This is a genomic window from Vibrio sp. S9_S30 (genome assembly GCF_014694455.1).
Classification (GTDB): Bacteria; Pseudomonadota; Gammaproteobacteria; order Enterobacterales; family Vibrionaceae; genus Vibrio.
This window is the reverse complement of the sequence record NZ_JAAUWT010000002.1, coordinates 146,131-160,892: the sequence shown is the minus strand read 5'-3', so window position 1 is coordinate 160,892 and position 14,762 is coordinate 146,131. Positions and strand designations below refer to the sequence as shown.

The window sequence follows — 14,762 nt, the reverse complement described above, 5'->3', positions numbered from 1 at the left end:
CCGGAGAGCCATTAACCCTTTAATGTTAATCAACTCAATATGAAACTAACCACTTATTTAGCGCGCGAAAATAGCATAGAGGTTCAAATCTCTCAATTAGATACACCGTTCCATATGGCAGTAGATTGATTTCTGCCGCATTTTTACACAGAACCTTGTAACCCTTTAATTAGAAAGAAATTATTGATAGAAGTATGATAAGGGAGTTTTGAATTTAGAAGCCAGTCAGAACCCCAATGCCTTATTTTTCCAACTTATTAACACCTACACCTTCTAACGCTGGTTATAATGTCTTTTTCTCTCCCATCCCTTTGGTATGACTTACATGGAACATTCTTTCGGCTCGGATCAAAAAAGCCCACTCCCTCAACCTTTACCCTCTGCGCAACTTTCGTCTTCCAAAAAGATATGGATAACGCTATTGGTTGTTGCTATTACGGTACTTGGGTTTGTGCGGGTTACAGACGAGAAAGCTCATGAGAGGGTGAACGAAAGCATGTTGGTTGCGGGGGCGAGTTTTGCTACTGCCCGTACGTTAGATGCAGCAATCTCGCTCGTTAAGAGTGCAGAAGTCTCCGTTGGAGTGGCTTCTATTACGCTGGGGCAAGTTCTGAATCCAGTGAGCGATTTAATCGACAAGTTCGCGTGGGTGATGACGCTTGCGGTCGGCTCCTTGGCTCTGCAAAAAGTCCTCTTGATCATGATGTCGTCGCAGCTTGCCAATGCGTTGTTGGCCATTTGTGCTTTGGGGTTATTGGTGTCTATTTGGTCGCCCATTATGCAGGGCTACACGAAACAGTGGTTCTCGGTATTTAAGTTTATGGTGCTGATTCGGTTTGCTGTGGTGATTTCCCTTGGTTTGAACATTATGGTGGATACGCTGTTTTTGGATCAGCAAATCGAATCCAGAGCCACTTACATAGAAGAAGTCACCACACTTGTTCAACAAGCATCCGATCCATCCACGTTAGAAAAACCTACGGAAGATTCTGGCTTCCTAGGCTCTGTTAAACAAGAATGGGAAAATTTAACGGGCAAGCTGAGTGCCCAAACCGATCGGCTTAACGTAATACAAAACAGCGTGGAAGATGCCATTATCAGTTTAATGGAGCTCATCGCCCTGTTCTTGTTAAAAACTGTTTTGCTGCCACTGGGGTTTTTGCTCGTGTTCAAAAACATCATTTTGAACAAATCGATTAAGCTACTCTAAATGCAAATTTAATAACAATCCGTTACTGATACTAGAGTTCATTCGCAAGTCTATCTGTATAGCAACTGGTGAAACTCTGCTCATCATTTACAAGCCTTTGCTGCAAAATATCGATTGTAGCCAATAGATATGTCAAAAATACGGCACCATTTACCCAACTTGTGAGTGAACCCCCTATTCACTTTCGCCCGTTCCGACTTACTATTGTTGGATGCATTAGCACTGGTGAATGCACTACCCCCTCTGTTCACGTGCGCATTACTCTCTACAGGAGTCACCATGTTCAACAAACCAACCACCCCTATCGTGCTTACCATCGCAGGTTCAGACTGCAGTGGCGGTGCAGGCATTCAAGCCGACATCAAAACCATCTCGGTAACGGGAAGCTATGCATGTTCAGTGATAACTGCACTAACAGCACAAAATACACATGGTGTGACGAGCGTACGTTCTGTTCCCGCTGAATTTGTTGCACAACAGCTGGATACGGTTTTCTCTGACTTGAATGTCGTCGCGGTCAAGGTGGGCATGCTGAGTAATGAAGACATCATACATGCTGTAGCCGAACAGCTTAAAGCGTATAAACCGTCATTTTTGGTGGTCGACCCTGTAATGGTTGCCACCAGTGGAGATACATTACTGGAAAACAAGGCGGTGGATGCGCTAAAAAAAACACTGCTTCCTTTAGCGACGTTGATTACACCAAACCTTCCAGAAGCGGTGGTATTAACAAATGCGACGCTCCCGACAAATGAAGATGAAATGCGCTCCATGGCAGACGCACTGAGGCTATCTGGTGCACGTAATACGTTGTTAAAGGGAGGGCACTTGAAAGGCGATGAAAGCAGCACCGATTTATTAATAACACCCGAAAGAGTGTTTCGATACAGCGCTAAACGCCATTTAACTAAGAATACGCACGGCACAGGATGCACGTTGTCGTCGGCGATTGCTTCTTACCTAGCACAAGGGCATACACTAGAAAGATCCGTTAGCATGGCAAAACATTACATTACCAAAGCCATCGCTCATTCAGGTGAATTAGCCGTGGGCACGGGCTCGGGCCCCGTTCATCATTTCTATACCGATTAGGTGCACAATCGGTTCTCCAACTTATAATCAATGGCTTAGCTTCCCTACCTAAACTCACCTCATCAGCCGACATACCACCATACTGAGCAATACATGCTGAGCAAAAAATCCTTTAGAAAAGCAGGCAACTTGAGGATTGCGCGGGTGAAAAAGAACGGAAAATAGCGTGGGTAATTCACTGCTTTCTTTAAATTAAGAGGATATGATGCCCTATGACGGTATATACTACTTAGGGTGATAAAACTTCATAAGATACATACTCATAGTCACGATGAGCGTATACCGAAACGCGACGTAAAATCGATAACCAACATCAGGAATTTTCTATGTCTTTGTCTTCTTTCTTGCGTGTTGCATGGGCTCTATTTCTTGTTTTCCCGCTTGCATCCAATGCCAAAGAACCACTCTACTGGAAAGCGCAAAAAGGCGAGCAGACTTTATTAATACTGGGTTCAATCCACGTCGGCGATAAAAGCATGTACCCGCTGCCCAGCATAGTGGATCGCTTTTTAAGTGACAGCGAAGCGCTGATTGTTGAGATTGATTTAAACCATCCTCCAGAATCACTCCGCTTTCCAAAGTCTGAGTTTTCGACCAGTGACATTCTGAATAAAGAACAAGCATCAAAATTGGGGGCTATCGCCAAAGAGTTGGGGTTACCTAATGCTCGATTGCAAAATTCTCCACCTTGGCTTACCGCTTTGTCACTTCAAATGGCAAATTTCCAGCGCTTAGGTTACGCCAGCAATGACGGCGTTGATCACGTTCTGACCAACCAAGCATTGAAATACGATGTTCCCATCCAAGCATTAGAAACAGCAAATCAGCAACTTGGTTTTCTCAATGCACTCCCTAACAACGGAGCGCAATTGCTAATAGAGACACTCCTGCATTGGGATATGTATAACGATGAATTCCGTTGCCAAATTTCAGCGTGGAAATCGGGAGACAAAAATAAACTCCTTCAACTACTCAAAGAAGGGGGCTTTGATGAAGACGCATTGGAAACCTTGCTGTATCAACGCAACCGAGACTGGGTAAAAAAATTAAATGCCTCACAATGGCTCGAGACGTCGGGCAACTATACTGTGGTGGTGGGGGTATTACATTTACTTGGGAAGTACAATGTACTTGATCTCCTTGAACAACTAGGGTGGAGCGTTCATCAGCTTTCCGAATCATCAAAAGTAAAATGCTAGCGGGAAACGAGCATGCTGACCAAACAACCTTAGAAACGATCGCATAGCATGCGTGTAGAGACGTATCACGAATAGAACAACAGAGGAAGACAGTGCCTTCCTTTGTTGTATAAGGATAGGGTTGGTTTCGCGCGAAGGTTTAACCCAGCGTTTTTCCACTCGGTTTTCTGACCTTAAATGGACGACTTTTCCCACCAGTTAGGGATTCTGATCGTCTGCTCTTTTGCCCATGGTTACTGCTATTACTACCCTTATTATTCCCGCTCTTATCGACAGTACCGTTATGATGTCTAGCCGTTTGACCTTCGCCACCTTTATTGGCTCGGCGATGAAAATCGGTACCTTTGCCTTTAAAGGTTTTGAATTTTTTAGGCTCAGCGTGCTCTTTTTGGCGATGATCGTACAGCTTTGCATCCGTCGCTTTTTCAATCTTCTTACCGCGACTGTCTGCGCGAGAAGCTTCTTCCGTCCCAACCGATGATTCACACAAACGGTGAATGTCGGCGACTTCTTCATCGGTTAAGTATCGCCACTTTCCATTAGGAATACCATCAAGCGAAATGTTCATAATTCTGACACGACGCAATTTAAATACCTCAAAGCCCAACGCTTCACACATACGTCGAATTTGTCGGTTAAGTCCTTGAGTTAGAACAATTCTAAAGGAAAATTTTGTTTCCTTAGAAATTTGGCAAGGAAGCGTAACCGTATCTAATATTTCAACACCGCTCCCCATTTTATCGAGAAACTCTTGAGTGATCGGCTTATCCACTCTCACAACGTATTCCTTTTCGTGAGAGTTGCCAGCACGTAAGATCTTATTAACAATGTCGCCATCATTGGTTAGAAAGATCAATCCATCCGAAGGTTTGTCTAAGCGACCAATGGGAAATATGCGTTTTCTATGACCAACGAAATCAATAATGTTGCCTTCAACGTGACGCTCTGTTGTACAGGTGATCCCTGTTGGTTTGTTCAACGCGATATAGATTGGTTTCTCTTTTTGCCTCAAAGGGTTTCCGTCGATCAGCACGTCGTCGGTGGGTAATACCTTGACGCCCATTTCCGGTAGTTCACCATTGATGGTCACTCTACCTTGCTCGATAAGCTTGTCGGCTTCTCGGCGTGAGCAATACCCAGTTTCACTAATGAATTTGTTTAGCCTTTTGGCTTCAGATGTCTGAGACATATTGATATTTTCTCTTTTGTTAACGTTTCACAACGGAGGACAATCGGTGTGAACCAGCGGGGCTTCCGCCTTAAAAATTAGCTCATTCGTTTCTGATGACGCTCTCGATTTTCGAGCTTTTTCTCTGCACTTTTTTTCAACATGACATACAGGGCACCAGTTCCGCCATGGAATCGTTGCGCGCTATGAAAGCACATGACTTCTTGGATTTGGGACAACCAATTCACCACATAGCTTTTCATCAATGCAGGCGGGTTAGAACGCTCCCCTTTGCCATGAACAATCACCAATGTCCGAATATCCAATCGCTGGCACTGTTTAAGAAACTTAACCACTTCATCTCGCGCCTCTTTCAACGATTTCTTGTGCAAGTCTAACCGCGCTTGTATTGGGTACTTCCCAAGCCTTAGCTTTCGATAAACCCCATCCTGAACCCCCGGTTTTTGGTACTCGACCATGTCATCTGGTTTCAGCATTGGCGCGTAATCTACAGACAAATATTCGGGGTCATCTTCTGACAGAGACATCGCCGCTTCACGCTTGGCAAGTTGCGCATCAGTAACTTGGTGTTTTTTCTCGTGAATGGCTGTGTCGTTTTTGATAGGAGTGACATCCCCCATCATTTGCTGAAAGAGAGTCAGTTCATCATCTTGAGACATAAGTTCATCTCGAATGCATCATCAACAGATGGACGGATTATATACCCAAGTGATGGGAATATGGAGGGTTAGAAAAAGAAAAACCGAAGAAAGCAGTCCACTCCCTTCGGTGCAATTGAGTTAATTGCTAAGCGATCTAGTGAGGAGATTTGTCATTCAATACTTTATAAACGAAGTAGGTGCCAAAAAACAGCATCAGTCCAATTGCGCCGAATATAACTATCATTGAAGACAGCCCTATAGCATTACCCAATAGGAGATCTAGCCAAAAGTCCATGTTTCCTCCGTCAGTGTTGAAAGACAGGGTTAACGTTAATACTCGATGGATTACTGAGTACTGATCTAGATCAACAGTGTTACCGACGTGACAATTTTGTTTCTTTTGATGTGTTTCCAATCACACTCACTTATATTTATCCTCCCTCTAAGCACGACATCAATGAGTTAACCTCGCCGTTAGAAAGAGCCATTGAATTAATTGAAAACAGTGTAATGTGCCCTTTCTCGTCGGCATTGTTTGATAACAAGACGAATTTACGTGTCAGTAGAAAACCTATTGCAAGTAAATTCAACGCAATGAGCGACAAAACAGAGACTAGAAAGGTGTTCTGCTATCCAGAGCTGAGGCTAAGTTGAGGTTTATTTAGAAAAAGGCTTGCGTCTATCGTCAGAAACCGTATCATACGCATCCGTCTTGAGGCAAAGCCTTGAGAGATAAAGAATCGGTGAATAGCGCAGCTTGGTAGCGCATCTGGTTTGGGACCAGAGGGTCGGGGGTTCGAATCCCTCTTCACCGACCATATTTTAAAGCCTCGTCTACGGACGAGGTTTTTTCGTTTTAGCGACCTAAGTTCTTGCGTCGTATAATCGGTCTGGAAGCCCTACTGAAAAAGAATACCTACAAGCAAAGGTTAACGAATTGAGCGCGGGTTAGCGTAGCTAAGTCTTCAGGGGCGAGTTCTATTTCCAACCCTCGTTTACCAGCGCTCACACACATTTGTTTTAGCTCCAGGGCAGATGAATGAATAAAGGTCGGTAACGCTTTCTTTTGCCCTATTGGGCTGATACCTCCAACAATATAGCCTGTCGTCTTTTGCGCAATATTGGGATCCGCCATGTCGGCTTTCTTACAATGTGCAGCTTTAGCTGCAAGCTTAAGATTCAACTTAGATGCAACGGGTATAACAGCAACCGCTAGGTTTTTATCTTGCCCATCTAGGCTAAATAACAACGTCTTAAAAACACATTCGGGGCTTTGGTCTAAAGCCTCAACGGCTTCAAGCCCATAATTTTGATGACTTGGATCGTGTGTATATTGATGAACCTTGTGACGGATTTTTTTCTTTTTCGCTAAATTGATGGCTGGCGTCATACTTACGATTTCCAGTGGAATAAAAAAGGCGAAGCATCCGCTTCGCCTTTATCAAATCGTAATCGTCACTATGGGTCAATTACTTATATACTATTTCGCCTTTTGGCTCATACGCAGTTACGTTGATTGGGCTGTTACTTTCTAAGTAGTCCTTCAGGACTTCAGCATCAACAAAACCAGTGTTTACATGACCTGGGTGACCAGTCAGCTTAGGATACCCGTCCCCGCCTGCTGCGTTGTAACTAGGAACGGTAAAGCGATACGTTTTCGCTTTATCCAATGCTTGACCACCGATCTTCACATTACTGACTTTACCGTTAGCAACCGTCATAGAAATGCCTGCGAACTGAGCGTAAGCGCCTGAATCAACCGATTTGGTTGCAACAACATTTAGGTAATCCAGTACCTCAGCACCAGTCATATCGGTGTAAGTTAGAATGTTGGCAAACGGTTGAACAGTCAGTACATCTTTATACGTTACCGAACCTTGTTCAATGGAGTCACGTACACCACCAGAGTTCATCACCGCAAAGTCTGCTTTCGCACGCTTCATATGTGCTGTCGCAATCAAACGACCAAGGTTCGTCTGTTGGAAACGGACAACATTACGATCGCCTTCAAGCTTGCCATTCGTTTCGGCAATCTTAACATTCAACTCAGCTTGACCTTTTTCTTGGTAAGGCTGAAGGAATGCGAGTACTGCTGGATCTTGAGCAATTTCATCTTCAATGAAAACTCGTTTGCTCTCGCCGTCAACTTTGATCTTCTTCTTCAAGTTAACAGGAATTAAATCGTAACTGACCATTTGAAGCTCACCATTAGTGAATTCAAAGTCGGCACGACCTACGTACTTGCCCCACTCATGAGCTTGAACAATCCAAGTGCCATTTTGCTGATCAGGCTTACACTCGTCAGAAGGCTTAAAATTCTTCTTCGCAACGTTTGGACCTTCCATACATACAGGCTCTTGAGAGTGACCACCCACGATCATGTCCAAAGAACCTTCATCTAGGTAACGAGCCAACGCAACATCACCCGGAGCATTGATACCACGGTTGCCATCTTCGTAGTGACCCATGTGTGTAACAGCAAAGATAAGATCAGGCTTTTCAGACTTTTCTAACTCAGCAATCAGCTTTTTCGCTTCCACTTTAGGATCACGGAAATCGAGCCCGCTGATAAATTCAGGGTTACCAATTTTCGCGGTATCTTCGGTTGTTAGACCGATAACTGCAATCTTAATGCCTTGCTTTTCAAAGATTTGATAAGCCTGATACTTTCGCTCGCCCGTTTCTTTGTCATAGATATTGGCAGAAAGCATCGGAAACCCACCCCACTTAATCTGCTTTTCCAACACATCGAGTGGGTTATCAAATTCGTGGTTACCCAATGCCATTGCATCGTAACCTAACATTTTCATGCCTTTGAAATCGGGTTCAGCATCTTGTAAATCAGACTCAGGAACACCAGTGTTGATGTCACCACCTGAAAGAAGCAATACACTTCCCCCATCTGCACGAATCTCTGCACGCAGCTCATCGATTAGCGTCTTACGAGCAGCCATACCGTACTCACCGTATTTGTTCTGCCAAAAACGACCATGGTGATCATTGGTATGCAAAACCGTAAGCTTGTATGTCGTATCTTCTTCCCACGCTGGTGCAGTCGCACAACCAGTTAGAGTCGCAAGTAATGCTGCACTTATCGCAGCCTTCAAACTTAGGCGTTCCTTCATTGTTATAACCTTTTCTAAGTTAGTAGGGATCCACTGGCATCAGAATCTGATGCAAAATCAAGCAATATTTTTGCAAGATCTTCGAAAAACATGAACAAGTTTAAATTAACTCAAGTAAACCACCATAATCATTTCAGATTTATGACGATTTGATCACCTTAATTAATTATCAAAAGTGTAACAAAATGCCATACCTACACATCGTGGCTTATCAGATCACAAGCAAACGATTACCTGTGAACTAACCGTTTAGCGTGTCGATACCCTTTCCAATTTTGTCTTCAAAAGGCAATGAGATGACTTACCGAGCGAAACACCCTAAAAAACCTATAATGTTCAAACTAGGCAGTTATGATTACGCTCTCTGTACTTGTTTGCCTTACAATAATCACTTCCATCTAAATTTGGCGTGCTTCATCTATCCTTTTTGAGCAAACTCGCCATGGTGTTTATAACCGTGCGATCAGCTTATCAAATACGACGGCTGAATCTCTGAAATACTGGTTGGGATCACACAAGAACGTCGAATTCGGTAACTCCAGTGCATTCACTAGAGTAAGCCTCTACTCAGCGGAAACGGTTGTATCCAAGCCGCATGTTGCCTCTACAAAATCGCATCGTGCTTGCGGCATCCACCTTGGTAAACGCTGACAGTCAAATGATCGATATGTCTGGGAAGGCGGTGTTATGAAGTGGCTCGCTTCAAGCTTTAGACTTGCGAAAAAATCAAACCAAAGCAGACACAAAAACGGGCTTTGAAAGCCCGTTTTTTTGATGTTTCATCGTGTGGAAACTTTATGTCGGATTCACGCAGTAACTCACTGACTTAGTTAATCTCAATGTGTTCAAAGCTCTTAATGACATCATCCAGAGATTTCATTTGAGATAAGAAAGGTTCCAATTTATCAAGAGGCAATGCAGACGGACCATCACACAGTGCCTTTTCTGGATTAGGGTGTGCTTCAATAAACAAACCGGCAATACCGGTTGCCAACCCTGCTTTTGCAAGCTCCACCGTTTGCTCACGGCGACCACCAGAAGCGGCACCTGATGGATCACGCATTTGCAGCGAATGAGTCACATCGAAGATGATAGGGCTGCCATTAGAGACCTTCTTCATCACCCCAAAACCGAGCATATCTACCACAAGGTTATCGTAACCATGGCAAGCACCACGCTCACATAAAATGACTTGCTCGTTACCACACTCCGCAAACTTATCAACAATATTCCCCACTTGAGCTGGGCTCATAAATTGAGGTTTTTTCACGTTGATCACAGCGCCTGTCTTAGCCATAGCCTCAACCAAATCGGTTTGGCGCGCTAAGAATGCAGGAAGTTGAATAACATCCACAACCTCTGAAACTGGCTGAGCCTGCGCTTCGGTGTGGATATCGGTAATGATTTTCACGCCAAAGGTCTCTTTCAGCTCTTGGAAAATCGTCAAACCTTCTTCCATACCTGGACCACGGTACGAATGGATTGAAGAGCGGTTTGCCTTATCGAAAGACGCTTTGAATACGTATGGGATACCCAGTTTCTCTGTCACCTTTACGTAATGTTCACAAATCTGCATAGCAAGATCGCGGGACTCAAGCACATTCATGCCCGCAAAAAGTGTAAATGGCTTGTCGTTAGCGACATCCAGCTCGCCAATTTTGACGGTTTTCTGTTCCATGTGAAGGTCTCGCCTAATGAATAGTAATTTGCGTTTCGCTCATGGTACTCACCTGAGCTTTAAGGAGTTCTGCCCCCGGATCGTCTGGGCACTGTTCAATAAAAAACTGGTAATCCGTTGCCGCAATTTGATGGCAATCGAGTTGCTGATAGATGAACCCACGATCTCGGATCTCATAGGGGTCATCTGGGACAAACGTCAGTGCTAAATCAGTACAATTCAACGCTAAGGTGTATCGCTCTTCACGCAACATCGCCGATTTAATCAAGGCAAGCCATCGGCCAATGACGGTTGGGTTATCCGCAGAAGCCAAATGCTCTGGTTTCAGTTTGGCTAGCGGCCCATCATGACCAATCAACCATGCACGCAGTGTTTGCTCACTGACGTATTCCCCATCAAATGGGTTTATGTATGCCGCCCTTTCATCCGGCCACATCACCTTGACAAGAAACTGAGTGGGAAAGGTCACCCCTTCAACAGGGAAGCCCAATTTCTGTCCAAAGTAGAGTAAAAGCGATCCCAAGCTAACAGGAATCCCCTTACGTCGCTCAAGCACTTTGTCGATAAAGGCGTTTTCACTTGCAAAATAAGCTTCACTGTCACCTTCAAATTGCCACTGACAATAAAAAAGGCGTAAAAAAGCCTCAAACCTTGCTTGCTCATTCACTTCATGACTCAATTCTTGCTCAGCTTCTTTTAACAAGCGTTCAAGCTCTGCATTTGCCCAATGCACATTGGTATCCGGATTTACCGCCTCATTTAGCGCTAAAGCCCCTTCAACCAATGTCATGTTATCTAAATCTTCGTCGAACAGATGAAACATGATTTAACCTAAAAATACGGGTACTTTCGTCACAGCAAGTTTCCCTGCCATAGCCAACCATCCAAGCGCACCAAAAAAGGCAAATGCTCGTAATAATTGGTTTTTTCCTAATTTTAATGCAAAAAATCCAAGGGCAATGTAAGCCAGCACGCAAGTTATCTTTTCCGTTAACCAAAGCCCTGCTGGCGTAAATGGTACAAAACCCGTAATAGCAATCAATCCCACACCAGACAACAGCAAAAGTGTGTCATTGATGTGAGGTGAAATTTTGAGAAATTTATTTCCTAACGCAGGTGACTTTGCCAACATCAATGCGTAACGAAGAACAAACAGCAAGACACTGATTGTAATCGTAAGCATGTGAAAATATTTTAGCGCTATATACATAATGATTATCTTATTTTGTGTGTGATCAGGACATGACTCGCTAGACAGGTCGTCCTACATCAAAATGGAAAGCGACCCAACGTAACTCTGTCGTTTCCCGCATAATCTTGTTCTGTCACGACATCAACATACCCGAGCGACGTAAAAACGTCTCTCACGGATGAACCCTGCTCAAAGCCATGCTCCATCAAAAGCCAACCGTCTTTAGAAAGATAAGACCGCGCATTATCAGCTATGTAGCTCAGATCCGCCATTCCCTTCTCTTCTGCAACCAGCGCACTTATTGGCTCAAATCGGACATCACCTTGCTTGAGGTGCGGATCACCAGCGTCAATGTAAGGTGGATTACTCACAATACAAGCAAATTTCGTTCCCTCAGCAATAGGGGAAAACCAACTTCCTTGAAAAAATGAAGCATTTCGGATAGCTAAGCGCGTAGCATTTTCTGTGGCCAATTTTTGAGCTTCAACACGGATATCTACTCCCGTAACCTGTACCGAAGGCAGTTCACTGGCTATCGCCAATGCAATGGCACCCGTTCCTGTCCCCAAATCCAGCACTTCTCCCTTGGAATCAGACATCTTATCCAGCGCCAATTCAACTAGGCGCTCGGTATCTGGGCGAGGGATCAACGTTGATGGCGACACCTTCAACGGCAACGACCAAAACTCTCTTTCACCAACAATGTAAGCGACGGGTTCTCCATTCAAACGCCTTTCTAATAGAGATAGAAAAGCTTCATCTTGTTCAACCGTTAAAGCGCGCTCAGGCCAAGTCAGCAAGTGGCTTCTTGGTTTATCCAGTACGTGGCACAGTAACACAGCGGCATCCAACGACGGCGAATCGCTGCCGCTGTCTATTAATTGCTCTGTTGCCGTTTTTATAGTGGCTTCAATACTTACAGGCATACCTTACTCACATGTCATTCGTGCTCAATATGCTGTTAGTTTTGTTCAGCCAATGCTGCGAGTTGATCCGCTTGGTACTCTTGAATCACAGGATCAACCAAGCTTTGCAGATCCCCTTCCATAACGTCATTCAAACGGTACACGGTCAAGTTGATGCGATGGTCAGAAACACGCCCTTGTGGATAATTGTAAGTACGGATTCGATCACTACGATCACCAGAACCCAACAGATTGCGTCGAGTTGTTGACACTTCTTCTGCTCGCTTAGCTTCTTCCGCCTGAGTAATTCGAGCTGCCAATACAGACATCGCTTTTGCTTTGTTCTTGTGCTGAGAACGCTCATCCTGACACTCAACCACCGTACCAGTCGGCAAGTGAGTAATACGGATCGCGGAATCCGTGGTGTTAACGTGCTGACCACCTGCACCTGAAGCTCGGAACGTATCTATTTTTAAATCCGATGCTTTTATTTCAGGAATTTCAGCTTCAGGAATTTCAGCCATGATGGCAATGGTACACGCTGAGGTATGCACACGACCTTGAGATTCTGTTTCTGGCACACGTTGAACACGGTGACCGCCAGATTCAAACTTCAATACCCCGTAGGCACCCTCGCCAACCACTTTCGCGATCATCTCTTTGTAACCACCATGCTCCGATTCATTGGAGTTCACAACTTCAACACGCCAGCCGCGTTTCTCGGCGTATTTGCTGTACATGCGGAATAAATCACCCGCAAAAATGCCCGCTTCATCACCGCCTGCACCGGCTCGAATTTCTAGGAAGCAGTTGCGGTCATCATTCGGGTCTTTTGGCAATAAAAGAATCTGAAGTTCGTCCGCTAAATGCTCAATGGACGCTTTTGCTTCTTTGATTTCTTCTTGTGCCATTTCACGCATTTCTGCGTCGTCTTCATTCGCCATTTCTTCAGCCGCTTCAAGATCTTCTTGAGCTTGCTGATAAGACTGAAAGCATTTCGTCACTTCTTCCAGCTGAGAATATTCTTTCGAAAGGGCGCGGAATTTGTTTTGATCGCCAATGATATCGGGATCGCCAAGCAAATGCTGGACTTCTTCATAACGCTCTACCAGCGTTTGAAGCTTGGTCAAAATTGAAGTTTTCATAATGTTCTTAAAATCAGTTTAGGAGTCTTCGAGTCCGAGACTCTGACGTATAACAGTTAATTTGGCGGGCTCCCCCTGCTCTGCTGCACTTTGCAGCGCACGCGTGGGAGCGTGAATCAACTTGTTGGTTAACTTATTACTAAGCTCGATAAGAATTTTTTCAGGATCGCCCCCCGAAGACAGCGATTGCAAACTTCTGGCAAGCAACTCTTCACGGATACCATTCGCAGATTCACGGTAGTCTCGAATGCTGTCTACCGCTTGCAGCGAACGAAGCCAAGTCATAAACCCAGCACTTTCTTCAGCCACGATGGCTTCCGCTTGAATGGCTTCGACTTTTCTCTGTTCTATATTCTTATCAACAATAGATTGAAGATCATCCACTGTATATAGATAGGCATCGTCCAGCTCAGAAACTTGCGCTTCTACATCTCTAGGCACCGCAATATCAACGATCAATACAGGTTGATGCCTGCGGGCTTTTAACGCCGTTTCTACCATTCCTTTCCCTATGATCGGCAGGGGACTTGCTGTTGAACTGATAACAATATCAGCTTTTGGCAAATGTTCCGGTATTTCTGGCAAACTGATCACTGACGCACCAAAATCTTCCGCCAGTGTCTTTGCTCTTTCACGAGTACGGTTTGCAACGATCATATTTTTACACCCATGACCATCAAGGTGCTTGGCCACCAGTTCAATGGTTTCACCCGCACCAACCAACAATACCGTCGTCTCTTCAATCGATTCAAAAATGTGTTTTGCCAGTGTACACGCAGCATAAGCGACAGATACCGCATTACCACCAATCTCAGTTTCAGTTCGAACACGTTTAGCAACAGAAAAGGCTTTCTGAAAAAGCTTCTCCATTGTGGCATCAACGGCTTTAAATTCACGAGCATCCGAAAATGCCTGCTTAACCTGACCTAAAATTTGAGGCTCACCCAACACCAAAGAATCCAATCCACAAGCCACTCTCATCAAGTGTTTAATTGCCGATTGTTCTTCATGGATATAAAGGCTAGGCATTAAGTCGGTCGAATGAATACCGTGAAAGTCGGTTAACCAATCGATTATCTGACCTTTTCCTACATTTTTAACGTCACAATATATTTCTGTTCGATTACAGGTTGAAAGGATCACCGCACCGTTAATACTCAAGTTATTGGCAATATCAGAGAGTGCTTGGGTCAGCTTGTCTGGAGAAAATGCGATTTTTTCTCGCAATTCGACCGACGCCGTATTGTGATTGATACCAATGACAAGCAAAGACATGTAGTGAGAGATCTCTGTCCGAAAATATTGTAAGAGCTGGAATTTTACTTTATGGAAGCACCTATTTAAAGGGGGGATTTAAACACGATGCGATTTAAATGATATAGTGAG

General features: G+C 44.4%; 14 protein-coding genes and 1 tRNA gene. 4 read left to right on the top strand and 11 right to left on the bottom strand.

The genetic code is table 11. From position 1 onward, the window contains the following. Nucleotides 1-325 precede the first annotated feature (325 nt). From HC752_RS02935 to HC752_RS02925, 3 genes are all read left to right on the top strand, one after another. Complete coding sequence (locus HC752_RS02935; protein ID WP_190333582.1) at nucleotides 326-1,210, top strand: hypothetical protein; 885 nt, start codon at nucleotides 326-328, stop codon at nucleotides 1,208-1,210. 279 nt (nucleotides 1,211-1,489) lie between these two features. Continuing rightward, complete coding sequence (gene thiD, locus HC752_RS02930; RefSeq protein WP_190333581.1) at nucleotides 1,490-2,302, top strand: bifunctional hydroxymethylpyrimidine kinase/phosphomethylpyrimidine kinase; 813 nt, start codon at nucleotides 1,490-1,492, stop codon at nucleotides 2,300-2,302. A 326-nt stretch (nucleotides 2,303-2,628) separates the two neighbouring features. After that, complete coding sequence (locus HC752_RS02925) at nucleotides 2,629-3,501, top strand: TraB/GumN family protein (protein WP_190333580.1); 873 nt, start codon at nucleotides 2,629-2,631, stop codon at nucleotides 3,499-3,501. Nucleotides 3,502-3,640: 139 nt separating this feature from the next. Here the strand turns inward: HC752_RS02925 and rluF are convergent, their stop codons facing one another. The 3 genes from rluF to HC752_RS02910 all read right to left on the bottom strand — a co-directional run bounded on the left by rluF (nucleotide 3,641) and on the right by HC752_RS02910 (nucleotide 5,626). Beyond that, nucleotides 3,641-4,690, bottom strand: a complete 1,050-nt coding sequence (rluF, locus tag HC752_RS02920; protein ID WP_190333579.1) for a 23S rRNA pseudouridine(2604) synthase RluF — start codon at nucleotides 4,688-4,690, stop codon at nucleotides 3,641-3,643. Nucleotides 4,691-4,767: 77 nt separating this feature from the next. Then, the gene (smrA, locus tag HC752_RS02915) at nucleotides 4,768-5,349 is read right to left on the bottom strand and encodes a DNA endonuclease SmrA (RefSeq protein ID WP_190333578.1); all 582 of its coding nucleotides are present in this window, start codon (nucleotides 5,347-5,349) and stop codon (nucleotides 4,768-4,770) included. A 136-nt stretch (nucleotides 5,350-5,485) separates the two neighbouring features. Continuing rightward, the gene (locus HC752_RS02910) at nucleotides 5,486-5,626 is read right to left on the bottom strand and encodes a DUF3149 domain-containing protein (protein WP_190333577.1); all 141 of its coding nucleotides are present in this window, start codon (nucleotides 5,624-5,626) and stop codon (nucleotides 5,486-5,488) included. Between the two features lie 446 nt (nucleotides 5,627-6,072). Here HC752_RS02910 and HC752_RS02905 point away from each other — a divergent pair. Then, nucleotides 6,073-6,149 (top strand) — tRNA-Pro (locus tag HC752_RS02905). A gap of 98 nt (nucleotides 6,150-6,247) precedes the next feature. Here HC752_RS02905 and ybaK read toward each other — a convergent pair. The 8 genes from ybaK to hemA form a co-directional block, all read right to left on the bottom strand. Continuing rightward, nucleotides 6,248-6,721, bottom strand: coding sequence for a Cys-tRNA(Pro) deacylase (gene ybaK, locus HC752_RS02900; protein ID WP_190333576.1), 474 nt, complete (start codon nucleotides 6,719-6,721; stop codon nucleotides 6,248-6,250). A gap of 79 nt (nucleotides 6,722-6,800) precedes the next feature. Then, on the bottom strand, nucleotides 6,801-8,456 hold the full coding sequence (gene ushA, locus HC752_RS02895) for a bifunctional UDP-sugar hydrolase/5'-nucleotidase UshA (RefSeq protein ID WP_190333575.1): 1,656 nt from the start codon (nucleotides 8,454-8,456) through the stop codon (nucleotides 6,801-6,803). 826 nt (nucleotides 8,457-9,282) lie between these two features. Next, entirely contained in the window at nucleotides 9,283-10,134 is an 852-nt protein-coding gene (gene kdsA / locus HC752_RS02890; protein ID WP_190333574.1) for a 3-deoxy-8-phosphooctulonate synthase, read from the bottom strand. Between the two features lie 13 nt (nucleotides 10,135-10,147). Then, nucleotides 10,148-10,957, bottom strand: a complete 810-nt coding sequence (locus tag HC752_RS02885) for a SirB1 family protein (protein WP_190333573.1) — start codon at nucleotides 10,955-10,957, stop codon at nucleotides 10,148-10,150. 3 nt (nucleotides 10,958-10,960) lie between these two features. Further along, the gene (locus HC752_RS02880) at nucleotides 10,961-11,344 is read right to left on the bottom strand and encodes a SirB2 family protein (RefSeq protein WP_190333572.1); all 384 of its coding nucleotides are present in this window, start codon (nucleotides 11,342-11,344) and stop codon (nucleotides 10,961-10,963) included. Between the two features lie 59 nt (nucleotides 11,345-11,403). Beyond that, nucleotides 11,404-12,252, bottom strand: coding sequence for a peptide chain release factor N(5)-glutamine methyltransferase (gene prmC / locus HC752_RS02875; RefSeq protein WP_190333571.1), 849 nt, complete (start codon nucleotides 12,250-12,252; stop codon nucleotides 11,404-11,406). Between the two features lie 35 nt (nucleotides 12,253-12,287). After that, nucleotides 12,288-13,376, bottom strand: coding sequence for a peptide chain release factor 1 (gene prfA / locus HC752_RS02870; RefSeq protein ID WP_190333570.1), 1,089 nt, complete (start codon nucleotides 13,374-13,376; stop codon nucleotides 12,288-12,290). An 18-nt stretch (nucleotides 13,377-13,394) separates the two neighbouring features. Beyond that, nucleotides 13,395-14,651: a glutamyl-tRNA reductase gene (gene hemA, locus HC752_RS02865; protein ID WP_190333569.1), complete on the bottom strand. Its 1,257-nt coding sequence runs from the start codon at nucleotides 14,649-14,651 to the stop codon at nucleotides 13,395-13,397. Nucleotides 14,652-14,762 lie beyond the last annotated feature (111 nt).

Excerpts from the sequence above, each read along its gene's own strand:
- ybaK (WP_190333576.1), bottom strand. The coding sequence starts at position 6,721 with ATGACGCCAGCCATCAATTTAGCGAAAAAGAAAAAAATCCGTCACAAG.
- kdsA (WP_190333574.1), bottom strand. The coding sequence starts at position 10,134 with ATGGAACAGAAAACCGTCAAAATTGGCGAGCTGGATGTCGCTAACGAC.
- prmC (WP_190333571.1), bottom strand. The coding sequence starts at position 12,252 with ATGCCTGTAAGTATTGAAGCCACTATAAAAACGGCAACAGAGCAATTA.
- HC752_RS02925 (WP_190333580.1), top strand. The coding sequence starts at position 2,629 with ATGTCTTTGTCTTCTTTCTTGCGTGTTGCATGGGCTCTATTTCTTGTT.
- HC752_RS02880 (WP_190333572.1), bottom strand. The coding sequence starts at position 11,344 with ATGTATATAGCGCTAAAATATTTTCACATGCTTACGATTACAATCAGT.
- HC752_RS02910 (WP_190333577.1), bottom strand. The coding sequence starts at position 5,626 with ATGGACTTTTGGCTAGATCTCCTATTGGGTAATGCTATAGGGCTGTCT.
- rluF (WP_190333579.1), bottom strand. The coding sequence starts at position 4,690 with ATGTCTCAGACATCTGAAGCCAAAAGGCTAAACAAATTCATTAGTGAA.
- HC752_RS02935 (WP_190333582.1), top strand. The coding sequence starts at position 326 with ATGGAACATTCTTTCGGCTCGGATCAAAAAAGCCCACTCCCTCAACCT.
- ushA (WP_190333575.1), bottom strand. The coding sequence starts at position 8,456 with ATGAAGGAACGCCTAAGTTTGAAGGCTGCGATAAGTGCAGCATTACTT.
- prfA (WP_190333570.1), bottom strand. The coding sequence starts at position 13,376 with ATGAAAACTTCAATTTTGACCAAGCTTCAAACGCTGGTAGAGCGTTAT.
- thiD (WP_190333581.1), top strand. The coding sequence starts at position 1,490 with ATGTTCAACAAACCAACCACCCCTATCGTGCTTACCATCGCAGGTTCA.
- smrA (WP_190333578.1), bottom strand. The coding sequence starts at position 5,349 with ATGTCTCAAGATGATGAACTGACTCTCTTTCAGCAAATGATGGGGGAT.
- hemA (WP_190333569.1), bottom strand. The coding sequence starts at position 14,651 with ATGTCTTTGCTTGTCATTGGTATCAATCACAATACGGCGTCGGTCGAA.
- HC752_RS02885 (WP_190333573.1), bottom strand. The coding sequence starts at position 10,957 with ATGTTTCATCTGTTCGACGAAGATTTAGATAACATGACATTGGTTGAA.